General features: G+C 35.8%; 27 protein-coding genes. 8 read left to right on the top strand and 19 right to left on the bottom strand.

The features are described from left to right. Positions 1-148 precede the first annotated feature (148 nt). The 3 genes from KHA94_RS02475 to glsA form a co-directional block, all read right to left on the bottom strand. Complete coding sequence (locus KHA94_RS02475; protein WP_213100560.1) at positions 149-1,351, bottom strand: FtsW/RodA/SpoVE family cell cycle protein; 1,203 nt, start codon at positions 1,349-1,351, stop codon at positions 149-151. A gap of 397 nt (positions 1,352-1,748) precedes the next feature. Then, positions 1,749-2,030 carry an Fpa/YlaN family protein gene (locus KHA94_RS02470; protein ID WP_213100559.1) on the bottom strand — a complete coding sequence of 94 codons (282 nt, stop codon included), beginning with the start codon at positions 2,028-2,030 and terminating at the stop codon, positions 1,749-1,751. Positions 2,031-2,123: 93 nt separating this feature from the next. After that, positions 2,124-3,053, bottom strand: coding sequence for a glutaminase A (gene glsA, locus KHA94_RS02465; protein WP_213100558.1), 930 nt, complete (start codon positions 3,051-3,053; stop codon positions 2,124-2,126). Positions 3,054-3,182: 129 nt separating this feature from the next. Here glsA and KHA94_RS02460 point away from each other — a divergent pair, with 129 nt between their 5' ends. Beyond that, complete coding sequence (locus KHA94_RS02460; RefSeq protein WP_213100557.1) at positions 3,183-3,680, top strand: peptidyl-prolyl cis-trans isomerase; 498 nt, start codon at positions 3,183-3,185, stop codon at positions 3,678-3,680. A gap of 87 nt (positions 3,681-3,767) precedes the next feature. On the opposite strand, the gene KHA94_RS02455 is transcribed toward KHA94_RS02460, so the two are convergent. After that, positions 3,768-5,096 carry a PhoH family protein gene (locus tag KHA94_RS02455; RefSeq protein WP_213100556.1) on the bottom strand — a complete coding sequence of 443 codons (1,329 nt, stop codon included), beginning with the start codon at positions 5,094-5,096 and terminating at the stop codon, positions 3,768-3,770. Positions 5,097-5,291: 195 nt separating this feature from the next. Between KHA94_RS02455 and KHA94_RS02450 the strand changes: the two genes are divergently transcribed. Beyond that, a complete protein-coding gene (locus KHA94_RS02450) occupies positions 5,292-5,891 on the top strand; it encodes a YhcN/YlaJ family sporulation lipoprotein (protein ID WP_420828131.1) in 600 nt (199 codons plus the stop codon). Between the two features lie 59 nt (positions 5,892-5,950). Here KHA94_RS02450 and KHA94_RS02445 read toward each other — a convergent pair whose 3' ends face one another. Next, positions 5,951-6,406 (bottom strand): pyridoxamine 5'-phosphate oxidase family protein, encoded by a 456-nt coding sequence (locus tag KHA94_RS02445; RefSeq protein ID WP_213100555.1) that lies wholly within the window; start codon positions 6,404-6,406, stop codon positions 5,951-5,953. A 185-nt stretch (positions 6,407-6,591) separates the two neighbouring features. On the opposite strand from KHA94_RS02445, the gene KHA94_RS02440 reads away from it, so the two are divergent. Then, on the top strand, positions 6,592-6,792 hold the full coding sequence (locus KHA94_RS02440; protein WP_213100554.1) for a YlaI family protein: 201 nt from the start codon (positions 6,592-6,594) through the stop codon (positions 6,790-6,792). A 189-nt stretch (positions 6,793-6,981) separates the two neighbouring features. On the opposite strand, the gene KHA94_RS02435 is transcribed toward KHA94_RS02440, so the two are convergent. The 3 genes from KHA94_RS02435 to typA are packed head-to-tail and all read right to left on the bottom strand — an operon-like array spanning position 6,982 to position 9,475. Next, positions 6,982-7,272: a hypothetical protein gene (locus KHA94_RS02435; RefSeq protein WP_213100553.1), complete on the bottom strand. Its 291-nt coding sequence runs from the start codon at positions 7,270-7,272 to the stop codon at positions 6,982-6,984. A gap of 15 nt (positions 7,273-7,287) precedes the next feature. Further along, entirely contained in the window at positions 7,288-7,608 is a 321-nt protein-coding gene (locus KHA94_RS02430) for a YlaH-like family protein (RefSeq protein ID WP_213100552.1), read from the bottom strand. Positions 7,609-7,636: 28 nt separating this feature from the next. Continuing rightward, the gene (gene typA, locus KHA94_RS02425; RefSeq protein WP_213100551.1) at positions 7,637-9,475 is read right to left on the bottom strand and encodes a translational GTPase TypA; all 1,839 of its coding nucleotides are present in this window, start codon (positions 9,473-9,475) and stop codon (positions 7,637-7,639) included. 181 nt (positions 9,476-9,656) lie between these two features. Between typA and KHA94_RS02420 the strand changes: the two genes are divergently transcribed. Further along, positions 9,657-9,842, top strand: a complete 186-nt coding sequence (locus KHA94_RS02420) for a YlaF family protein (RefSeq protein WP_213100550.1) — start codon at positions 9,657-9,659, stop codon at positions 9,840-9,842. A gap of 47 nt (positions 9,843-9,889) precedes the next feature. Here KHA94_RS02420 and KHA94_RS02415 read toward each other — a convergent pair whose 3' ends face one another. Next, a complete protein-coding gene (locus tag KHA94_RS02415; RefSeq protein ID WP_213100549.1) occupies positions 9,890-10,690 on the bottom strand; it encodes an inositol monophosphatase family protein in 801 nt (266 codons plus the stop codon). Positions 10,691-10,999: 309 nt separating this feature from the next. Then, positions 11,000-11,194 carry a hypothetical protein gene (locus tag KHA94_RS02410; RefSeq protein ID WP_213100548.1) on the bottom strand — a complete coding sequence of 65 codons (195 nt, stop codon included), beginning with the start codon at positions 11,192-11,194 and terminating at the stop codon, positions 11,000-11,002. A 196-nt stretch (positions 11,195-11,390) separates the two neighbouring features. Between KHA94_RS02410 and KHA94_RS02405 the strand changes: the two genes are divergently transcribed. After that, positions 11,391-12,011, top strand: coding sequence for a YktB family protein (locus KHA94_RS02405; RefSeq protein ID WP_213100547.1), 621 nt, complete (start codon positions 11,391-11,393; stop codon positions 12,009-12,011). 167 nt (positions 12,012-12,178) lie between these two features. Here KHA94_RS02405 and KHA94_RS02400 read toward each other — a convergent pair whose 3' ends face one another. Both KHA94_RS02400 and KHA94_RS02395 read right to left on the bottom strand, forming a co-directional pair. Next, a complete protein-coding gene (locus KHA94_RS02400; protein ID WP_213100546.1) occupies positions 12,179-12,448 on the bottom strand; it encodes a UPF0223 family protein in 270 nt (89 codons plus the stop codon). 38 nt (positions 12,449-12,486) lie between these two features. After that, positions 12,487-13,446: an NAD(P)H-dependent flavin oxidoreductase gene (locus tag KHA94_RS02395; RefSeq protein WP_213100545.1), complete on the bottom strand. Its 960-nt coding sequence runs from the start codon at positions 13,444-13,446 to the stop codon at positions 12,487-12,489. A gap of 407 nt (positions 13,447-13,853) precedes the next feature. Between KHA94_RS02395 and KHA94_RS02390 the strand changes: the two genes are divergently transcribed. After that, the gene (locus tag KHA94_RS02390) at positions 13,854-15,323 is read left to right on the top strand and encodes an aminotransferase class I/II-fold pyridoxal phosphate-dependent enzyme (protein WP_213100544.1); all 1,470 of its coding nucleotides are present in this window, start codon (positions 13,854-13,856) and stop codon (positions 15,321-15,323) included. Positions 15,324-15,520: 197 nt separating this feature from the next. Here KHA94_RS02390 and KHA94_RS02385 read toward each other — a convergent pair whose 3' ends face one another. Together KHA94_RS02385 and KHA94_RS02380 are read right to left on the bottom strand one after the other, a co-directional pair. Beyond that, positions 15,521-15,661 carry a GapA-binding peptide SR1P gene (locus KHA94_RS02385; RefSeq protein WP_213100543.1) on the bottom strand — a complete coding sequence of 47 codons (141 nt, stop codon included), beginning with the start codon at positions 15,659-15,661 and terminating at the stop codon, positions 15,521-15,523. Between the two features lie 240 nt (positions 15,662-15,901). Then, a complete protein-coding gene (locus KHA94_RS02380; RefSeq protein WP_213100542.1) occupies positions 15,902-16,201 on the bottom strand; it encodes a DUF3055 domain-containing protein in 300 nt (99 codons plus the stop codon). Between the two features lie 154 nt (positions 16,202-16,355). On the opposite strand from KHA94_RS02380, the gene KHA94_RS02375 reads away from it, so the two are divergent. Then, positions 16,356-16,793: a DUF1885 family protein gene (locus KHA94_RS02375; protein WP_249365276.1), complete on the top strand. Its 438-nt coding sequence runs from the start codon at positions 16,356-16,358 to the stop codon at positions 16,791-16,793. Between the two features lie 91 nt (positions 16,794-16,884). After that, positions 16,885-17,226 (top strand): hypothetical protein, encoded by a 342-nt coding sequence (locus KHA94_RS02370; RefSeq protein WP_213100541.1) that lies wholly within the window; start codon positions 16,885-16,887, stop codon positions 17,224-17,226. Positions 17,227-17,264: 38 nt separating this feature from the next. On the opposite strand, the gene KHA94_RS02365 is transcribed toward KHA94_RS02370, so the two are convergent. The 5 genes from KHA94_RS02365 to pdhA all read right to left on the bottom strand — a co-directional run bounded on the left by KHA94_RS02365 (position 17,265) and on the right by pdhA (position 22,761). Beyond that, positions 17,265-17,507, bottom strand: coding sequence for a hypothetical protein (locus KHA94_RS02365; RefSeq protein ID WP_213100540.1), 243 nt, complete (start codon positions 17,505-17,507; stop codon positions 17,265-17,267). 314 nt (positions 17,508-17,821) lie between these two features. Continuing rightward, a complete protein-coding gene (gene lpdA / locus KHA94_RS02360; RefSeq protein ID WP_213100539.1) occupies positions 17,822-19,231 on the bottom strand; it encodes a dihydrolipoyl dehydrogenase in 1,410 nt (469 codons plus the stop codon). A 3-nt stretch (positions 19,232-19,234) separates the two neighbouring features. Next, positions 19,235-20,536 (bottom strand): dihydrolipoamide acetyltransferase family protein, encoded by a 1,302-nt coding sequence (locus tag KHA94_RS02355; RefSeq protein WP_213100538.1) that lies wholly within the window; start codon positions 20,534-20,536, stop codon positions 19,235-19,237. Positions 20,537-20,664: 128 nt separating this feature from the next. After that, positions 20,665-21,642: an alpha-ketoacid dehydrogenase subunit beta gene (locus tag KHA94_RS02350; protein ID WP_213100537.1), complete on the bottom strand. Its 978-nt coding sequence runs from the start codon at positions 21,640-21,642 to the stop codon at positions 20,665-20,667. A gap of 3 nt (positions 21,643-21,645) precedes the next feature. Next, positions 21,646-22,761 carry a pyruvate dehydrogenase (acetyl-transferring) E1 component subunit alpha gene (gene pdhA, locus KHA94_RS02345; protein ID WP_213100536.1) on the bottom strand — a complete coding sequence of 372 codons (1,116 nt, stop codon included), beginning with the start codon at positions 22,759-22,761 and terminating at the stop codon, positions 21,646-21,648. Positions 22,762-23,102 lie beyond the last annotated feature (341 nt).

The raw sequence follows: 23,102 nt of genomic DNA, 5'->3' as shown, positions 1-23,102 counted from the left end.
AAAGTTATGCGACGGCCATAAATGATCCGTTCGCAGAATACTATTAATCTCTCTTTTTACAATTGTCATGTCCTATTTCAAATGAATAATATCATTTGATTATTCCTCTGGATGATTCTTTATAAAAAGTGCAGTGGAGACTGGACACTTATTTATGGTAATTATAAACTTTTCGCGAAAACTTTTGAATTTGTTCAGGTGGATCATTTTCGATATTTCTTTTATATTTTTGTTCATATTTTACAAACATAGATACATTTACAAGTATCCCCATTGCAAGTGATAGCTGTATAAATGATGAGCCCCCATAGCTTACGAATGGAAGCGGTACCCCAGTAAGCGGGATTAATCCTGATATCCCAGCAAGATTGATAAAGGATTGAATTCCAATCATACTAGATATCCCAATTGCTAATAGACTGCCAAAAGGATCTTTACATTTTAAACCAATGTATAGGCCACGAAGGACAATATATCCAAGGAGCAGTAAAACGAAACAAACCCCAAATGCTCCAAGCTCCTCAGCAATAACTGCCATAATAAAATCAGTATGAGCTTCGGGCAAGTAACCAAGCTTCTGAACACTATTGCCTAGCCCTAATCCTTTAAGCCCTCCAGAACCTAATGCAAGATAAGAATTGACGAGATGATACCCATATTCAGTATTGAACGGGTTGGCAAATGCTTCAAATCGTCCCATTCTTACGTCAGTAAAAATTTCGTCTTTCATGATCAATACAAGAGGTGCTACTATCAATATTCCTATGAAACAAAGCTTTAAGATATTTTTATAATTCATTCCTGAAGCAAAAATGATCATAGCTCCAATTAAAAAGATAATTGCAGCAGTTCCAAAATCTGGCTGTATCGCGACCATTAAACACGCTAGAAATAAATAAGCTAGTGGAGGTACAACTCCTTTATTAAACTCATTGATATATGATTGTTTCTTTGCATAAACCGCTGACAAATAGATAATGACTGTGAGCTTAACGAATTCAGCAGGTTGAATCATTCTACTCCCCACTTTAAACCAGCTTAATGCATTATTTGAAGCATATCCAAAAAGAAAGATAGCAAATAAGCCAAATAAAGAAAGAAAAACCATGGGAACAAGAATCTTGTTACTTAACATGGCTTTATAAGGAAAAAGTGCCATGAAAACAAAAGCAATTGCCCCGATAATAAGATGAACCTTTTGCTTATTATAAAAATAATCACTTTCCAATCCATAGTACTGAACAGATGTAACCATACTTGCACTAAAGATCATAATTAGGCCAAAAACTGACAATAGCGCTACTGCAATAATTAATGAATAATCATATGATTTTAAGATTTTTTTTAACATCTAGCCTCTTCCCTTATCTTCTACGTAGATTTATTTATTCGACTAAAGCATTAAAATATCCTGCACTGAAGAATAGAAAAGTTAAATCAAATGTAACACACTATTTATTAAACATCCACAATTATGTCATACTAATTTTTTATTGTGACACATTAATAACTTAACTTATCTCTTCGCACTGAAAATATATGTAAATTCCTCTAATAGCTAAAAAAACCCAAACAATCATTAATGAATGTTTGAGTTTTATTTAACTGTTTAGCTAAAGCGCCTCCTCCTGTCATTTAGGACGTCCTAGTGTTGACAATACGATATGACAAGGAAAGCTCCAACAGCGACTCATCGCAGGAACAAACTGACCTTTGATCGCTCTGAAGGCGCGTGCGCTTTTCTAATTTTATTTTCTTACTGACGCTTCATGCAGAATAGAAAGCTCTTTTTCTAATTTATCTAAAATAGCCTTCCCATCCTTCTCCTCAATTAAGCCGAGCCGGACGGCAAAATCTATTTCTCGAGACAATCCAAACATTTGTGTGTCGAGTACCTCTTCATATAAAGGACACTGTGGCATTGTAAGATTGTCCATCTGCACTTTAATTAATTTTAATATTTTATCAGCATCTGCCTTTAATAGGGCATTTGCTTTTTCTTTATGATCTATTATCATTTCAGCAGCCAACTTTCAATCCCCCCGTTTCCGAGCGATCATCCTATCTATAAATTTTATACTTATAATGAGAAAAAAGCAAGAATAATAAGGATTTCACAGGAATTAAAAAATACTAAAATCATACTGTTGAGCAAGAATTTCAAGTAGTTTTATACCTGCTATACTATTTCCTTTTTTATCAAGTGAGGGACCAAAAATACCAATCCCGTATTTTTCAGGTACCACAGCAAGTATACCTCCTGCTACACCACTTTTAGCAGGAATCCCAACCTTAATTGCAAATTCACCAGATGCATTATACATTCCACAAGTGACCATGAAGGTTTTACAGATTCTTGCGATGTGTATCGGAATCAACCTTTCCCCAGTTTCTGGGTCTAGTCCATTTAATGCAAAAACAGCACCAATTCTCGCAAGCTCAAAACAATTCATTTCAATGGCACATTGCTTAGTATAAACCATCATTAACTCTTCAATATCTCCATCAATCACATTATGCTGTTTCATAAAATAGCAAAGTGATCTATTTAGCCAGGCTGTCTCCAGCTCTGAAGCAGCAACCTCAGTGTCATAAGAAAGGTTCTTTTTATTAGATAAACATTTGACAAAACTTATAATTCGATTCCATTTTTCTGCTTCGCTTTCCCCTCTAATCATATTTGTAACTGCAAGTGCCCCAGCATTTATCATCGGATTAAGCGGTTTTGATGGTATTGAGGTTTCAAGCTTGGAAATCGAATTAAAGGGATCTCCAGTCGGCTCCATCCCGACCCTGTCAAATACATACTCTACCCCTCTATCTTGAAGGGCCAAGGCAAGAACTAACACCTTTGAAATACTTTGTAATGTGAAATTTTTTAGATAGCTGCCTGCGTATAAGCAATTATTATTGGTTTCGTAAATCGCTACTGATAAATCATTTTTCGTTGCTTTTGCTAATGCAGGGATATAATCCGCAACCATTCCTTCCTTAGTTAAAGGTCGTACCTCATTAACTATATTTTGTAATTCTTTATTTGATTTGCAAGTCATAGGATGCCCTCCAATATAATTGTTTACAGGAATTCTAGCATGTAGGGCAATATATGACAATTCCATTAATAATCTGTATACTAAGCATTGTAATGAACGATTTTTGCGCCTTTTTTAGGAGGAGTTTTAATGGAAAATATTATTTCAATAAGTGGTAATGTTAAATATTCAATAACTTTAGATCCGGGAGTGTGGATTTTCGATGACCGGAGAGTTGATTTAGATTCATTCTTTAATACGAAAACAGAACAAAGTGATGAGCTAGATGAGTATACTAAGTCCATTTCCAAGCATTGGGATAGAGAAATTATGGAGGGGGCAGTATTTCCTCCCACATTAAAAACTGAAAAAAAATTCGAAAAGGAAAAGGTTTTAATAGGAACATTCGGAATTCCATTTAAACCTTTTATACAAAATGCTGAACCAGACATAAGCGCTGAAACACTAACGATTGTTTCAGATGATGGAGAAGAACATGTACCTCTTAGTGAAGCTAGGAATTTTATATTAGGTTTTTCTTTGAAAGGAAAGCCTTTAAGAGAAGATGGGCCTGTCCATGTTTATTTTGGAGATGGACATAATAAAGATAATCCAATAAAAAGGGTAAAAGCATTTATAGTAAAGTAATTCCGATGAAGGGCGATATTTTTTTATCGCCCTTTCTTTTATCACTTAAACATCTTTTGAATTTTAGAAAATATTTTTTTATTCCTTCTACAAAAGATCGGCAGCTAATTGTGCAAGTCCAGACCTTTCCCCTTTTATCAATTTAATATGTCCAGAAATCGTTTGATCCTTAAATCTCTCCACTACGTATGTTAAGCCATTATTATAAGCATCTAAATAAGGATGATCAATTTGCTCTGGATCACCCATTAAGACTATTTTACTCCCTTCTCCGACTCGAGTAAGAATTGTTTTTACCTCGTGTTTCGTTAAATTTTGGGCTTCATCAATAATAATATATTGATCAGGAATACTTCTACCTCTAATATAGGTCAATGCTTCTACTTCAATGGACCCCATACCTGCTAAAATCGCTTCTAATTCCCCAGGCTTTTTTGTATTAAATAAATATTCTAGATTATCAAAAATGGGCTGCATCCATGGCCTAAGCTTTTCTTCCTTTTCCCCGGGAAGAAAACCAATATCTTTTCCAACAGGGACTATCGGTCTGGCAACTAAAAGTTTTTTATAATGCCCATAGTCCTCTGTTTGCAATAGTCCTGAAGCCAATGCGATTAGTGTTTTTCCTGTACCGGCCTTACCGGTTAATGTTATTAACGGCAGGTCTTTCCTTAATAAAAGCTCCATTGCAATGGTCTGCTGAACATTACGTGGCTTTATACCCCAAATATGATCATGATCAAAAATCAGTTTTTTTATTTTTTTTCTAGATTTATCAACAAAACCAAGAGCAGATGCAGACGATCCTAGCTCATCCTTCATAATCAGAAATTGATTTGGATAAACGATGGAGGATGAAACATCAGACACTGGAAGCTCTCCTCTTTCGTAAAAACGGTTTAAAGTATCTTGTGATATATAGACTTCTATAAACCCCGTATACAAATGGTCATTCTCAACGACTCTATCACTCAAAAAATCCTCGCTTATTAGACCAATGGCATCTGCTTTAACGCGAACTAGAACATCTTTACTGACTAATATTACAGTTCTGCCATTTTCCTTTGTTTCTTCTTCCAATGAAAGATTTTTTGCCACTGCTAATATTCTGTTGTCATTTGTTTTTTCAATAAAGATATCTTGGAGCTGCTGAAATGAACGATGGTTTAATTCAATTCGCAAGCTTCCGCCATTTTCAAGAGGGACTTTTTCATGAAGCTTGCCTGTTCCTCTAAAGCTGTCAATCAGACGTGATACTTGTCTTGCATTCCTGCCAATCTCGTCCATATACCGTTTCTTTGAATCCACTTCCTCTAGTACTACGGCTGGAATAACCACTTCATTTTCTTCAAATGAGAAAATCGAATAAGGGTCCTGTAACAAGACGTTGGTATCTAACACATATATTTTACTCAATCTTCTGCCTCCTGCTCTTCATAGGTATAAAAAACAGTGGAACGAATGGAACTTTGCTTAAATATATGATTTTCGGTATAAAGATAGACGAAGTTTTGCACAATAAACGGTAAAGAACCCTTTAAAAATACTGATATTTACACATTCAATTATATGAACTGCAAATATCAGTTCAAGTTTAGGAGATGGTAAAAGTTGACTAAATGGCTATCTTTAGTAATGGCTGTTGCCTTTTTAACAAGTTGTGGGCTTAATAATAATCAAGCACAGGAAAATACAAATGAAAACGTAGTTCATGTAAAAAACAGTGCTATACAGGAAGTAGACAGAACTTCAGGACAGCAAATATCAAAGCGATTGGTACATCTTGCATCAAGCATTCCAAATGTAAATGATGCAACTGCAGTTGTCTTAGGAAAGTATGCCATAGTAGGAATTGATGTTAATAAGAATCTCGAAAGATCTGAAGTCGGGTCAATTAAATATTCAGTTGCTGAAAGTTTAAAAAATGATCCATATGGCGCAAGAGCCATCATCATAGCGGATCCTGATTTAAATGCGCGACTAAAGGAAATATCAGATGATATTCAAAACGGAAAACCTATTCAAGGTATAATGAATGAATTGGCTGATATTTCAGGGAGGCTAATGCCTGAAGTACCAGCTGATATAATTGAACCAACTCCTAAAAATGCAACAGAAGAACCGAAAAAGAAATTAAATAATAAGGATGAACAAAAGTTGGAAAAACAACAAGATACACAATCTAATTATTACAAGGATAAACATGACTAATTTTTGCAGCTCAGAATAATTTCGTTTAAGATATTAAGTAGACGCTTAGCCCATCAGGACTAAGCGTTTTTCATTGCAGCCATTACTTGTTTATCTAAACGAGTAGCAGCGATCTTATCATATGTTTTATCATATTGCGGTTCGGATACGATTTTTGAGCCGTAAAACATAACATCACGAACCTCTTTAATAGCTACTTCAATTAGAGCCAACTTCAAAGGCACACCCTCTAGTTTCTCTGCTTTAACAGAAGCATTTCCGCTAATAGAATATGTAGATTCATTCGCAATCAAATTAATGACTACTTTATTATTCGCCTTTATGTTTTGAACAATTCGAGACCGATTATCAACAGCAAAATAAATAGTCTCCTCATTTTTAGCAAATACCCATGATATTGCACTTACATTTGGACCGCCATATTCAAAGTCAATCGTTGCTAGAGTACAAAATTGTTCCTGCTGTAGTTTATCCAATAAAGCTTTGATCAATTTTGGTTCTACTTGATTAGCCATAATGATACCTCCTTTATAAAATTATCATATTATGACAAAGATTAATTTTCAACTTATTCATTTTTAATGAAAGTAAGTCGATATGAATCGTTACATATTATATAATTAAACAATAACAGGAAAAGAATGAATTTATGTTCAAAATATTTGAAAAGACTAATATAAAATTTAATAGAGGTGTCCATATGAGAGTAAAATGTGTTCTATGTGATAAAATCGAATCGATTGAAGATGAGTCCCTTCAAGCAAAAAGGCTACGAAACCGCCCAATCCATACTTATATGTGTAAAGATTGCGAAGCAAGAATAACGACTAAAACTCAAAAAAGAATTGAAACAGGAAGCTTTAAACTATACCAAAGTAAAGTGAAAGAAGAGGAATGGTGATATAAATTGCGCTACAAAAACGCCACTTCCTTCCAAAGCTTCTCTAAGGTTTTACGATGAATGCGATATTAAAGCCTTCCTTTTATAGCTAGACTTTGCTCTAGCTCGAGAAAACTTTTATTTTTATCTAAATAAAAGAGCCGCTCATTTAAAAATACGAGCGGCTTTTCTAATATAAACAGTAGAACCTTAGTCTTCTGGGTAATTCACGTACTTTTCAGGCTCTAAATTGATTTGATTTAACATAACTTCTATTAACTCTCTAGGGAATCGTGATTTTTTTCTTTCCCCGTTCTGATCATAATGTACATAATACATGATCTCATCTTTTTCTATTTCAATATTAGATAATCCATGTTCATCAATAAGCATACCTATAAACATTTTTTCAGTTTCAGCAGCCGCAGTGTCACTAGGCCGGTCATTGATAACAATTTTAATGGTAAGCCAATTATATAAAGCATCCTGCAAAGATTTCATGAAACCATCTCCAAGTTAAATCTCTTTCCCCTCTTGCTTTTTTGATTGATAAAGACGGATTTTGTAGACAATTAAAATTAATGCAGCTACAACTAATCCTTCTGCAATTGGGAGGAACACTGCGAAAAAGGTTAATAATGTACATCCTAATAATAGAAAAAGATAAATAATTATTGATTTTCCAATTGGCAATTTTTGTGCAAACCCTAGCTTAAAAACAATAATACATAAAACGACAATCGTTAAATAAAGAAGCCACATACCTAATGTTGGGTTTTCTTGCACTTTAAATAAAGCGGCGAAAAAAGACAGATGTTCATTTATATCAACACCCATTTTCTCCCTCCTTTTTGAGTATCATTTCTTAGCTCATTTCAGCATATTTTTTCTTCTTAGACGATCTCTCACGTTCATTTTTATCAAGGATTTTTTTACGTAAACGGATAGATTCAGGTGTGACTTCGCAATACTCATCTTCATTTAAATATTCTAATGCTTCTTCAAGAGTCATAATGCGAGGTTTTTTCATAGTTGCTGTTTGATCTTTCGTAGCAGACCGGACATTGGTTGCTTGTTTTACTTTTGTAATATTTACAGTAAGATCATTTTCACGATTATGCTCACCAACAATCATACCCTCATAGATCTCTGTACCTGGTTCAACGAAAATTGTTCCGCGATCCTCTACTTGCATAATACCATATGTTGAAGCTTTTCCACTCTCCATTGAAACAAGTACACCTTCGCGTCTTCCTCCAACCTGTCCCTGTGTCATTGGCTGGTAGCTATCAAACGTGTGGTTAATGATTCCGTATCCACGAGTTAAAGTTAGAAATTCAGTCGTGTAGCCGATTAATCCACGTGCAGGTACATTAAAAATCAAGCGAACTTGACCCGTTCCATTATTGATCATATCAAGCATTTCACCTTTTCGAGCACCGATTGATTCCATAATAGCTCCTGTATGTTCTTCAGGTACATCAATTTGTACTCTCTCAACAGGTTCACAGCGTACTCCGTCAATTTCCCTTACAATTACTTCTGGCTTAGAAACTTGCAGTTCAAAGCCTTCGCGGCGCATATTCTCAATTAATATTGATAAATGCAATTCTCCACGTCCAGAAACAATCCATGCATCCGGGGAATCTGTATTATCAACTCGTAAACTAACGTCTGTTTGCAGTTGAGCTCGTAATCTCTCCTCAACCTTTCTGGCAGTTAAATATTTTCCTTCTCTACCAGCAAATGGACTGTTATTTACAAGGAAGGTCATTTGTAATGTTGGTTCGTCAATTCGAAGAATCGGCAATGCTTCTTGGTGTTCAACTGGACATACAGTCTCACCGACATTAATATCTTCCATGCCTGATAAAGCGATTAAATCCCCAGCACATGCTTCTTCAATTTCTTGGCGCTTTAGTCCAAAGAACCCAAAAATTTTCGTTACACGAAATTGCTTAACTGTACCATCTAGTTTCATTAATGCGACTTGTTGTCCAACCTGAATAGTACCGCGGAAAACTCTTCCAATCCCAATTCTACCAACATAATCATTATAATCAAGTAAAGCTACTTGGAATTGTAAAGGTTCTTCACGATTATCTATTGGGGCCGGTATACGGTTCACGATTGCATCATAAAGCGCCTGCATGTTCTTATCTTGTTTAGTAGGATCAGTACTTGCAGTACCGTTAATTCCTGATGCATAAATAACTGGGAATTCAAGCTGCTCCTCATTCGCTTCTAGCTCGATAAATAAATCAAGTACCTCATCAATTACTTCCTCAGGTCGAGCAAAATCACGATCAATTTTGTTTACAACGACAATTGGGGTTAAATTTTGCTCTAATGCTTTTTTTAGAACGAAGCGGGTTTGCGGCATACAGCCTTCATATGCATCCACAATCAGCAATACTCCGTCAACCATTTTCATAATTCGCTCAACTTCGCCACCGAAATCAGCATGTCCTGGTGTATCAAGAATATTAATTCTTGTATCCTTGTATTGAATCGCAGTGTTTTTTGCTAAAATCGTAATTCCGCGTTCTCTTTCAATGTCATTAGAATCCATCGCACGCTCTTCTACATGCTCGTTTGATCTAAATGTCCCAGCCTGTTTCAGAAGCTGATCAACCATTGTTGTTTTACCATGATCGACGTGAGCGATAATGGCAATATTACGTATATCTTCTCTTAATTTCAAGGAAGTTCCTCCTACCTATATTTAGGGATTATAATCAAATTTAAAAATTGCTTATCTACAACTGAGATATTATAACACAAATAAAGTGGAAACCTAATAGCTTTTTGTGTAAAATAATAAAAGCATTGTAAAATTTTTTTAAATTAACTTATTACACACCCAGAATGGGAGGTTACATATTATGAAACAAATAAAGTGGCCATTATTAGCTTTTGCGATTGCTGCTGCACTATGCATCATGGGAATCGGCATTGCTATTGCAGAAGAAAGTATTATTGGGATATTAGGATCAATTATCGCATTAGTTCTAGTGATGGGATTTGGCTTTAAGACAAAAAAGAAAATGAGGGAAAATGGATTACTATAATAAAGAAAAAGAAAACCGTTTTTAAGCGACGGTTTTCTTTTTACACTTTACCATTTTCCATTTTTTAAATACTTTTCCAATATTTCTTGATGAAGTCCTGGCCTCGATATGAAAACCGAATTATTATTTAAAAGATTTAATGGTTCACCCTTCAAGGTTGTCGCCACTCCGCCTAATTCTTCTATCATAATAATTCCTGCTGCAATATCCCATGGTGCAAGACGTAAAGTAATGTAAGCATCCAGTCTGCTCGAAGCAATATAAGCCATTTCCAATGCAGCAGATCCGTATGAACGTGTTCCCCGTGCATGCTTTACCAGCGGAGATAACATGGAAGGATCAATTCGCGTATTTTCAGTAACCCATGTAGCGTTCATCCCAATTATTGCTTCTGAAACATTTACTTCTTTAAGAGGAGGAAGTAATAATTCATTCAGATATACACCTTGCCCTTTTTGGGTATGGTATAGCTCATCATGAACAACATCATAGATCAGGCCAATTTTTCCTATGCCATCCTCATAAATACCAATAGAGATCGCAAAATTCCTTTGCTGATGAACAAAGTTCATCGTTCCATCAATAGGGTCAATTATCCAAACAATTCCCTCGAGATTTCTTAAGTCATCACCGAAACCTTCTTCACCAAGAATTTTATGATCTGGATAAAGCGCTCTTATTTTCCCAATAAAATATTGTTCCGTCTTTTTATCAATGTTGGTTACTAAATCGTTCGCATTTGTTTTTGTTTGAATAACTAAAGTTTTATTGAAAGAATGTTTAATTTTTTCTCCTGCTTCTTTTATCCATTCCCTCGCATTGTGATTTATTTCTGACCAATTTGTCATCTTTCTGCCCTCCGAAGATACACTTAACATTCTTATTTTCCTATTATTCACAGTAAAATTCAAATTTACAATTAGATAAACTTGGCTTTCGTCGAATGCTAAGTTTTATTGTGCGATCTTTTAGCAGTGACCTACTCGAAATTTCACATTTACATTAGAATATTAATACTTCGAAAAGTTCCTTTTAGATAAAATAATAAAACGAACCCCTATATCCAACAAGGAGTTCGTTTGTTATTGGCTAAGTCTTTTTTCAATATACATTTTGTGAAAGCTTTCTCCTTTTTCTTTTCATTTTAGAACATTCGATTAAAGTGCATGCAGCTTTAGCAGCTCTTGCCTAATTCCTTCAAGCTTTTGTTTACTTTTCATTTTTAAATCTTCATTTTGTTCATTCATAGCATCAAATAATGTAGCAAGTTCATAATCAAGTTCTAACCGGAGAACGGCTGTCCTTTCTCTTTCTCCTTCTTTATTTTTCACTGAATTCATAAGTTGTTTCATAGAAAATACACCCCTTCCAAAAAATAAAAAAATTCTGATTATTTTTACTAATATAATATGAGGAATTTAGTACTTATGCAACAAATTTGTGTGATTACCTAATTTTACATCTTATATTCCGCAAAAATGCAAGATTGTTTTTGTTTTTTCTACCTTATGCTACAATATTTGACATAGGATTTAGGAGGTTTATGATATGACATTTTCAGGTTTTACTGATACAGATTTTGATGTTTTTAAAATTAACGGACTTGATGAACGAATGAAGGCATTAATCACTCATATTAGGCCAAAGCTTGAGGGTTTAGGACATTACTTTGCGCCAATTCTTTCCCTTGAGACTGGGGATGAAATATTTCCTCATGTAGCAAAGCATGCCCGGCGGACAAAAAACCCTCCTCAAGATACTTGGGTTGCCTTTGCAAGTAATCCAAGAGGCTATAAAATGCTTCCCCATTTTCAAATAGGTTTATGGGAAACACATGTATTTATCTGGTTTGCACTCATTTATGAGGCACCTAATAAAGAGATATTTGGTAAGAAATTAGAAGCAAATATTAATAAAATATATAAACAAACACCGAAGAATTTTGTTTGGTCAGTTGATCACACAAAACCAGAGGCAAAGGTACACGGAAATTTATCAAAGGAAGAGCTTCATTCAATGTTTGTTCGCTTACAAAAGGTAAAAAAAGCAGAAATTTTATGTGGCTTGCATATTTCAAAGGAAGAAGCCATTCGAATGTCACCTGAGAATTTTCTACAACAAGCTGAATCTGTTTTTAAAACTTTATTACCGCTATACAAGCTGGCCTAAACTTGTAAATAAAATCTTCTATTTGCTTGGGGTTTTATTTACTCTATTTTGTTCTTTTGAAAATGAGCCCCTCCCTCCTCTATGCGTTAGCAATAGTGGGATATTCTAATCAGGTAGGGTATAATCCCCACCTGATTTAACTAATGTAAAGAGTACAATTTCAATCATTATATCTTTATTGTTTTACCAGTTTCTGTTTCCTTTACAGTCTTTAAAATCCTATAGGATGAGAATCCACTTACTTCTTCAAACTCATCACAAATCTTTCGTTCTTGAGCTTTACCTGGGACAATTTCTTTAAATCTTCTATAAGCTTCGAGAAATTTTTCTCGATCAACACCTTTTCCATATGCTTCTTCAATTTGTTGAAAGTAATGAATGACATCAATAATTTCTTCTGTCGTCCAATCATGCTCAATCGGGTATTGGTATTCCATAATAAATCACCTCTTTATTCTTCACTCATGTAATTGCTTTAATTTGCCCACCTTTTACGAATGCTTTCACTTTCAGCTATCATTCGGTCAAAAAGTTCCTGAACCGTTGGGACATCTTTAATTAACCCCATAACTTGTCCTGCCCAAGCGAACCCCTCCTCTGCCTTCCCATTATGAATATAATTTTTATTAGCCTTCCCGCTAATAAAGTCTTTTAATTGTTCGTAGCCCCCATTTGCTTTCTCAATTTCTAATATTTGATCTGTCCATGAATTAGATATAACTCTCGCAGGAGTACCTATCGATCTTTTAATAACAACTGTATCATTTTCATTCCCTCCCACAAGTTGTTTTTTATAAATATCTGAGGCATGGATGCATTCCTTCGTAGCTATGAATCTTGTACCCATTTCAATCCCTTCAGCCCCTAGACTTAAAGCAGCCATAAGTCCTCTTCCATCCCCGATTCCACCCGAAGCAATTACAGGGATCGAAACAGCATCTACGACTTGAGGTGTTAAAACAAAAGTACCAATATCATCTCTTCCTAAATGGCCTCCCCCTTCTTGACCTACAACCATAACTGCATCTGCACCAAGCTCTTCAGCTTTTATTGCCTGCCTTTTAGCAGCTACTAATACAAGCTTCTTAACCTTTACTCCCTTTAATTGATCAAATATCGGTGCAGGATTTCCCCCAGTCATCGTGATAACAGGGACCCCTTCGTCAATTGCAACATCTAAATAATGAGAAAAAGCTCTCCCATGCTGTCCTATTGCAAAATTTACACCATATGGTTTAGTAGTCAATGTTTTTACTCTTTTAATTTCTTCTCTCAATTCTTCAGGGCTTTCAAGTGACATTGCCGTGACTTGTCCTAACCCTCCAGCATTTGATACAGCAGCTGCTAAATCTGAGTAGGCGAGATGAGCAAGTCCTCCTTGAATAATTGGGTATTCGATATTTAATAATTCTGTTATTCTTGTATTCCATTTCATTTTAAAGTCCTCCTAAACCATTCATCTTCTACATACTTCTATTTTAATGTTATATTTTCCTGTCTACATCTAAAACTAATAAAGTGAAACTTCCATCAGTGGGGGTTTTCCGAAGCACAGGATGTGCTAGTGCAGACGTTGCCACACTATGTGGCGCTTTTAGTCTGTGTTCATTTTATGGGCCTTTACGGGCAGTTGATCCCCACTTATGTTTCTTTGATTCTCTCGCAAACTTGAAGTGGGGGTTTTACTGCCCGTTAATCTGCGATAAAAAGTCACTTCATTAGACTGAAAAAATGTACTTTCGTATGTATCGAATTTTCTATGCAAGGATAAAGAAAAGTGCTATAATTCAAATGTTTTATGACCTTTTTTGACAAAATAATTTAAAGAGGTGTGGAAGTAAATTGTCACAATTCGAAACACCGTTATTTAGCGGATTACTGGCACATGCGAAAAAAAATCCTATCCAATTTCATATACCTGGGCATAAAAAAGGCAACGGAATCGATCCTGAATTTAGAGAATTTATTGGAAATAATGCTCTTGCAATTGACCTGATCAATATAGGACCACTTGATGATCTTCATCAGCCAAAGGGAATTATTAAAGAAGCTCAGGATTTGGCTGCAGAAGCATTTGGAGCAGACAGAACATTCTTCTCTGTTCAAGGAACAAGTGGAGCAATAATGACTATGGTAATGGCAGTTTGTGGTCCTGGTGAAAAAATTATTGTTCCCAGAAATGTTCATAAATCTGTTATGTCTGCTATTGTTTTTTCTGGAGCAACCCCGATCTTTATCCATCCAGAAATAGATAAAAATCTTGGAATTTCTCATGGGATAACGACTGACTCTGTAGCAAGGGCCCTCGAACAACATCCTGATGCAAAAGGAATTCTTGTCATTAACCCAACATATTTCGGGATCTCTGCTGATTTAAAAAAAATCGTTGAAGTTGCCCATTCCTATAATGTCCCTGTTTTAGTTGACGAGGCTCATGGGGCTCATATTCATTTTCACGATGATTTACCTATGTCCGCCATGCAAGCAGGTGCAGATTTAGCCGCTACAAGTGTTCATAAGCTTGGTGGTTCAATGACACAAAGCTCAATCTTAAATATGAAGGGAAATCTTGTTTCAGCTAAAAGAGTGCAATCCATTCTTAGCATGTTGACCACTACTTCAACATCATATTTACTTCTGGCCTCTCTAGATGTGGCAAGAAAACGTCTCGCTACAGAAGGTAAAGAGTTAATCGACAAATCGATAACCCTTGCTCAGTCAATTCGCAGACGAATTAATGAAATTGAGAATATTTATTGTGTCGGAGATGAAATATTAGAAACGGATGCTGCACATGGTTTTGATCCTACCAAATTAATAATCTCAGTAAAGGATTTGGGGTTAAATGGATTTGATGTAGAAAAATGGCTCCGCGAAAACTATAATATCGAAGTTGAAATGTCCGATCTATATAATATCCTTTGCATCATTACGCCAGGAGATACAGATTATGAAGCAGATACGTTAATTAAGGCATTAACAGAGTTATCTGCAGAAAGACATGGACTCACCGAAAAGCTAGAAACACAAGTGTTATTGCCGGACATTCCAGTATTATCACTTTCACCACGAGATGCCTTTTATGCAGAGACAGAACTAGTGCCCTTTGATGGATCTGAAGGGAGAATCATTGCTGAATTTATCATGGTATATCCTCCAGGTATCCCTATTTTCATACCTGGAGAAATCATTACACAAGAAAATCTTCGATATATAAAAACAAATATGGATGCTGGTCTACCTGTACAAGGTCCCGAGGATTATGATTTTAAATATCTTCGTGTAATAAAAGAATTCAAAGCAATAAGATAAAAAATATCATTAGAAAACCTGGGCGCTTGCCAAGTCCTTTTTGGCGAATACCCAGGTTTTACTTATTCGATCTTATTAGCAGGGAAATTATTTATTTACATATATACTTTGGATCTAAATAAACTTTTTGCTTCCTAATTATCAAAAGAAAGAACCTTCCCCTTTAGGAAGGCCTTATATATAATAGAATAGAAATATTAATTATTTGCTGCTTTCATATGTTTTTTATGCTCTCCATCACATGAAGTACATTCACACTTGGAATATAAAACTGTTACTTTTTCATCCTCGAAATAATCTATCGTAGAATTACACGCTTGGCATACAATTGTACCCATCTTTCATTCTCCTTTATATATAAAATAGCTTGAAAACGCTTTAATAACCTTAATTACATAATAATATAACACAATTATTTTTTCAAGGGTAAATTGTATAACCTATTAGAAACTCTACATTCAAAATATATAGATATTTGACAGGATTCTTCTTCCAATTAGTATGACACAATAGCTATATTGCTACAAAGTTTTTATTATACAGTTATGTACAGCAGGCAAAAAAACTGCCTGCTTTAATTATTCATACTGAGTTTGAAAACTGGATCCAGGGATGGCATTTTTGAAGAATTCGCATAAGTCTTCTACTTGCTTTCGATTATCCATCTTAAAGGCTTTTTGTAAAAATTCAATGTCTTCGAGGTCCTTAGGATCGAGGAGTGTTGAGCGGCTAGTTTGCATACAGACGACTAGAGGTTTTCCGAAAAATAAATTGGTATAAACAATCCCAAAATCATATCTTGTTTGTTCAGTTGTAAAGCCAACGAATCGAACCTTTACATTTTCGTGCTCATCATAGAGCTTCTCAAAAAGATCCATTTTACCCCTCCTTATTCTAATATTTAGAATATTATTATAATTCACTATTTAGAATTTTACAAGGATTTTATGAAAATTCTTTGTTTAAGTTGTCATACGATTTTGATCAATGCTAGAATGGAATGGATAGTATATAAGGAATATGGGGGGATGGATGTTGGCTAACAATGCATACATAAAACTTGTGCCTTCATCAAATAAAGAAAGCATAACGACTGATGAAGTTAAAGAACTATTTCAATACTTTAAAGAAATAACCTCAAAAACAGGTGACCAAGTGGATTGGAAATACAATGAAGCTGCCTTTCCATATGAAATAAAAGAAACACATGAGGGCAAAGGTAAGTGGTTCTACCTTCATTCAGACAATGATCGTTACAATGCAATTCTACTTGGAATAGATCAAGAAATAATCCATGATGAAGATGGATCTGAACGTCAACAATCATATATTCAATTAACTTTACCTGAAACAGCTACATTTGGGGATAAAGGTAAAGCTAATGAATTCTGTCGATATTTAGCCAAAAAGCTAAAAGGAGAACTGCACTTATTTAACGGAAGAATCATGTACTTTTATCCAAGAAAATAAATGAAGCAGAAGAACAGCAAAGTGCTGTTCTTTTGCTTCATTTCATACTGCTACACACTTTTCAACGAAAAATTCTATGAGGTGGATATTTTTGTTAAGAAAAAAACTGCTTATTTTTGGGATTTTAAGCCTAGCAATTACTATTATGACTCCCTTTATGTTTTATTCCTATTTTGAGAAAAAACCTGATTCACTGCAACAAAATATTACATTCGGTGGACCATTTCCTTTCGCTGAACAAACGGTTACTCTACCTGCTGATAAAAAATCATATCCATTAGAAGTAAAATTTGAGTCTCCATTTGAAAAGCAAACAAAATATAAAATTACCCCTTTTCTATTTTCTTTTATTTGTTTTTATTTATTTTCGTTTGCACTATTTAGTATTGTTACGAGATTTTTCAGTAGCAGAGAAATAAAAGAGCCTGAGTAATGGCTCTTTTTGTCTTTTTCATCCCCAACATCCCCGAATTAGCCACCAATTAAAGACATTGTAAAGTGGAATGAACCATACAAGGATAGACTAAGAGCTGTAACAAAAAATGTTTTTTTCACTGATTTCATGATGTAGTTTCCAATGATGATCGCTAAATATAAAAATACGAAAAACATCAGTACTTTAAACATTAGCTGATCATATTTAGATAACCATTCAATAAAGGTGTATCCACTCCAAATAATAAGCTGTAGAAGAAGTACAGTATATACCTTCATGATCTCACCACCAGATTGTCAATATCCATAAAATAGACCTGTTTTATGTAATATATGTAGAATATACCATTCTTATTTTTCAATTCTATAACAATTAGGTGACAAGCCATGTTTTCTAATTTATTATGAGAAAACACTCATTAATATGAGAAAAAACAAATTTCCCCATTGAATAATATAAGCAAAAATTGAGTGAGGAATAAATAGAAAATGATAGGTTTCAATATTCGCTTTTACCTTAGAACGATAATAATCTTATATGTACTTCTTAGGCAAAAAAAAGCCCCTTTCCAATTGGAAAAGGACTTTTCATTCTACTTAACAATATGAATAGGAGTGCCTAGAGCAACTTCAGCCGCTTCCATTGTAATTTCTCCTAATGTTGGATGTGCATGAATCGTCATTGCTAAGTCTTCTGCCGTCATTCCTGCTTCAATTGCAAGGCCCAGCTCAGAGATCATATCTGATGCACTCGCACCCGCAATTTGTGCACCAATGACTAAGCCATCTTCTTTTCGAGTTATGAGCTTTACGAAGCCGTCTGTTGCATCTAAGGCAAGAGCACGACCGTTAGCCGCAAACGGGAATTTTGCTGCAGTCACTTCGATTCCCTCTTCCTTGGCTTGTTGTTCTGTATATCCTACAGAAGCAAGTTCAGGATCAGAGAAAACAACTGCCGGGATACCTAGATAGTCGATTTCTGACTGATGTCCAGAAATAACCTCAGCCGCAATTTTACCCTCATAGGATGCTTTATGTGCAAGTGGAGGCCCTTCAATAACATCTCCAATCGCAAAAATATTACTTATATTTGTACGACACTGCTTATCTGTTTTAATAATTCCACGATCAGTCATTTCTATTCCCACTTGCTCTAATCCAAGCTCGTCGGTATTTGGACGACGGCCAACCATGACGAATACATAATCAGCTTCAATGGACTTTCCTTCGCCTTTTACCTCATATTTTACAATCACGCCATTCTCATTTTCCTCTACACCTTTTGCAAGTGCTTTTGTAATGATTTCAGCGCCTTTTTTCTTTAAATTGCGTTTTACTAAAGCGGACATTTGTTTTTCAAATCCGCCAAGAATCTCATCAGATCCTTCAAGAATAGTGACTTGAGTTCCGAAATTAGCGTAAGCTCCACCTAATTCTGTACCAATATATCCTCCGCCTATGACGACAATTCTTTCAGGGATTTCCTGTAGAGAAAGAGCACCTGTTGAATCTAGGACTCTTTTTGAATATTTAAATGCAGGAATTTCAATTGGTCTAGAGCCTGTAGCGATGATAGCATTTTTAAAGGTATAAGTTTGTGCTGAATTTTCATCCATAACGCGAAGTGTATTTGCATCAACAAAATAAGCTTCACCGCGGACAATTTCAACCTTATTGCCTTTTAATAATCCTTCAACACCGCCTGTTAATTTCTTTACAACTCCACTTTTCCATTCCTGAACCTTTGAAAAATCGACAGTTACATTCTCAGCTGTAATCCCGATTGAATCAGAATGCTTAGCGGTTTCATAACGGTGCCCAGCAGCAATTAATGCCTTTGATGGAATACATCCAACATTTAAACAAACACCGCCTAAATTTGCTTTTTCTACGATGGTTACTTTTTGGCCAAGCTGTGCTGCACGAATAGCAGCTACATAGCCCCCAGGGCCTGAGCCTATGACAAGTGTATCAGTTTCGATCGGGAAATCTCCAACTACCATTTTCTACGCCTCCATTAGCAAAAGTTCTGGATCGTTCAGTAAACGCTTAATATGATTCAGCGCATTCTGCGCTGTAGCACCATCAATTATACGATGGTCAAAGCTTAATGACAATGCAAGTACTGGTGCTGCTATAATTTCGCCATCTCTTACAATTGGCTTTTCAGCAATACGACCAATCCCGAGTATCGCTACTTCTGGGTGATTAATTACTGGAGTAAACCATTGTCCGCCTGCTGAGCCAATATTCGTGATTGTGCATGAAGCTCCTTTCATTTCATCTGGAGCAAGCTTACCCTCACGCGCTTTCGTAGCCAATTCGTTGATTTCATTTGAAATGGCAAAAGTTGATTTTCGATCAGCGTCTTTAATAACAGGAACTAGTAGACCTTTATCTGTATCTGCTGCAATTCCAATATTGTAATAATGTTTTTGGATGATTTCAGATGTAGCATCATCAATGGATGTATTCAATACTGGGAATTCACGTAAAGCACTTGTTAAAGCTTTTACCACATACGGAAGGAATGTTAGCTTAATTCCCTTGCTTGCGGCGATTTCTTTAAACTTTTTACGATGGGCAACAAGTTTAGTCACATCAATTTCATCCATTAATGTAACATGTGGAGCTGTATGCTTTGAATTTACCATCGCTTTTGCGATTGCTTTACGGATGCCGCTCATTTTTTCACGCGTTTCCGGATACTGTCCTTGTGGAACAGCTTTTACAGCTGCTGTAGCGGCTGTTGTTTCTTGTGGCGCAGCAACTTCTTTCTCAATTGCTGTTTCTGTTTGAATTTGTGTTCCACCATTAATAAAGGCATCTATATCAGTTTTCAATATACGGCCATTATTCCCGCTGCCTAAAATCTGCCTAATATCAATCCCTTTATCACGTGCATATTTTCGAACAGAAGGCATTGCAATGATTCGACGGTCATGATTTACATTTGTTTGAGTTTTAGCAGCACTATCATTAGAAGGCTCTTCTTTACTCGCTGGCGCTTGTGTTTGAGATTCTTGTTGCTCCTCATGCTCGTCGCCCTTAAACTTTAGATTTTCATAACCAGGTGCATCAAATGTAATTAGAACTTGTCCGACAGTAGCAACAGTTCCCTCTCCGACTAAAACTTCTTTAACTGTTCCTGCAACTGGAGAAGGGATTTCAACAACAGCTTTATCATTTTGTACTTCACATAAAACGTCATCTTCTTGGACCTTATCTCCTGGTTTTACGAACCATTTGACAATTTCTCCTTCATGAATCCCCTCACCTATGTCAGGCAATTTAAATTGAAATGACACTTGGAATCATCCTCCTAAGCTAGACTAGATGAGAAAGGTCGGAATTTGGCTTAAAGAAATCTTAAAAAATAAACTGATTTCCTTCTATTTCCGCCTTTCAACATTTAATAAAGTTACTTTTAATCGATTTAGAAAGTTAATACTTTTTTGCCTGTTTCAATAATATCCTTGTAATTTGGAAGCCATACTGTTTCAGCTTGCGGGAACGCAAAAACTGTGTCAGGTGCTGCCACACGGAGAACAGGTGCTTCTAAGCTTAAGATTGCACGGTCATTGATTTCAGCAACTACATTAGCTGCGATACCAGCTTGCTTTTGTGCTTCTTGGACAACAATAGCGCGACCAGTTTTTTCAACTGATGCAATGATTGTTTCAATATCAATTGGAGATACTGTACGTAAATCAATGACTTCTGCAGAAAAGCCTTCTTTTTCTAGCTCCTCAGCAGCTTTTAATGCTTCATGAACCATAGCTCCATAAGTAATAATTGAAAGATCAGAACCTTCTCGTTTTACTTCTGCTTTTCCAAGCGGAATTGTATATTCTCCCTCAGGTACCTCTTGACGGAAGGAGCGGTATAATTTCATATGCTCTAAGAAAATAACTGGATCATTATCACGAATGCTCGAGATAAGCAATCCTTTAGCATCGTAAGGAGTAGATGGAATGACAACCTTTAATCCTGGTTGTTGTGCCATTAACCCCTCTAAGCTGTCTGCATGCATCTCAGGAGTATGTACTCCTCCACCAAAAGGTGAGCGAATTGTAACAGGCGCATTGTATCTGCCTCCTGAACGGTAGCGCATACGTGCGAGCTGTCCGGAAATGGAGTCCATAACTTCATATACAAATCCAAAGAATTGTATTTCAGGAACAGGACGGAATCCTTGTAAGCTTAGACCAACCGCAAGTCCACCGATTCCAGATTCAGCTAAAGGAGTATCAAATACACGATCTTCGCCGAATTCAGAGTGAAGGCCCTCAGTGGCACGGAATACACCACCGTTTACGCCTACATCTTCTCCGAATACTAATACATTCGGATCGTTTCGCAATTCTGTACGTAATGCATCAGTAATTGCTTGAATCATTGTCATTTGCGCCATGGCTTACTTCGACTCCTTTTCTTTATAAATTTCATATTGTTCTTTTAAGTTATAAGGCAATTCTTCCTGCATAATGGATATTAAATCTGTTACCTTTTGCTTTGGTGTATCATCAGCCTGTTTAATTGCTACTTTAATATCTTCTTTAGCCTTTTCAATTGTTTCATTTTCCATTTCTTCATTCCATATTCCTTTATCCTCCAAGAACTTACGGAAGCGGACAAGTGGGTCTTTCTTTTCCCATTCATTATCAAGATCGGATGTACGATAACGAGTTGGATCGTCACCTGCCATTGTGTGTGGACCATATCGGTATGTTAATGTCTCAATTAAGGTAGGACCTTCTCCATTTATTGCGCGCTCACGAGCTTCACGAACTGCAACATAAACCGCAAGCGGATCCATTCCATCAACTTGGATACCCGGAATCCCTGCTGATACAGCTTTTTGAGCAAGTGTCTTCGCTGCTGACTGCAATGCAACAGGAGTTGAAATAGCAAATCTATTATTTTGAACAATGAAAATAGCCGGAGCTTTAAAAGCACCTGCAAAGTTGATTCCTTCGTAGAAATCACCTTGAGATGTTCCTCCATCACCTGTGTAAGTAATAGCAACAGTCTTAGTTCCACGTTTTTTCATTCCTAATGCAACACCAGCAGCTTGGATAAATTGTGCTCCAATTATGATTTGTGGTGCAATTACATTGACTCCTTCAGGAATATTTCCGCCTTCAAAATGACCTCTAGACCATAAAAAAGCTTGTGATAATGGAAGTCCATGCCAAATCACTTGTGGAACATCACGGTATCCTGGAAGAATGAAGTCTTCCTTCTCTAAAGCAAATTGAGAAGCCAATTGGGATGCTTCTTGCCCTGCAGTAGGTGCATAGAAGCCTAGTCTCCCTTGTCTATTTAATGAGATTGAACGCTGATCAAGGATACGTGTATAAACCATACGTCGCATTAATTCTTGAAGCTGCTCATCGCTTAAATCCGGCATTGCAGATTCGTTTACAACCTTACCTTCCTCATTCAGAATTTGGAATGTCTGAAACTGTTCTTCAACTTTTTCAAGCTGCATTTTGGCATCAAATTGTGCCGTTTTTGTTTTAGAAGCCATATGAGTCACCCTTTCATTTCTTGTAAAAGACGTTTATTAATATGAGTTAAGTACAAATCTATGTTGCCCAATCCTAAGTTAAAATAGAAAATCTTAATTTTATGAATATCTCATTATCAAACGTCTGTTTTTGATTATCCATTTCTATCTTATTCTGTATCAATTAATTTTGCAACCAAGTTGATACACAATGATACTAATTTTTTTAAGTTTAATTCACCAATCCACTACCGTAAACCTCTTTATATTGCGTTTTTACATCATTTTCACAATATTTATATCTTTTCTCTTTTTTATAACTGTATTATAAAATACTCAAAACTGTTCTATAAGAAAATGAA

The organism is Cytobacillus citreus, assembly GCF_018343665.1.
Lineage (GTDB): Bacteria > Bacillota > Bacilli > Bacillales > Cytobacillaceae > Cytobacillus > Cytobacillus citreus.
This window is presented reverse-complemented; position numbering and strand designations above follow the sequence as displayed.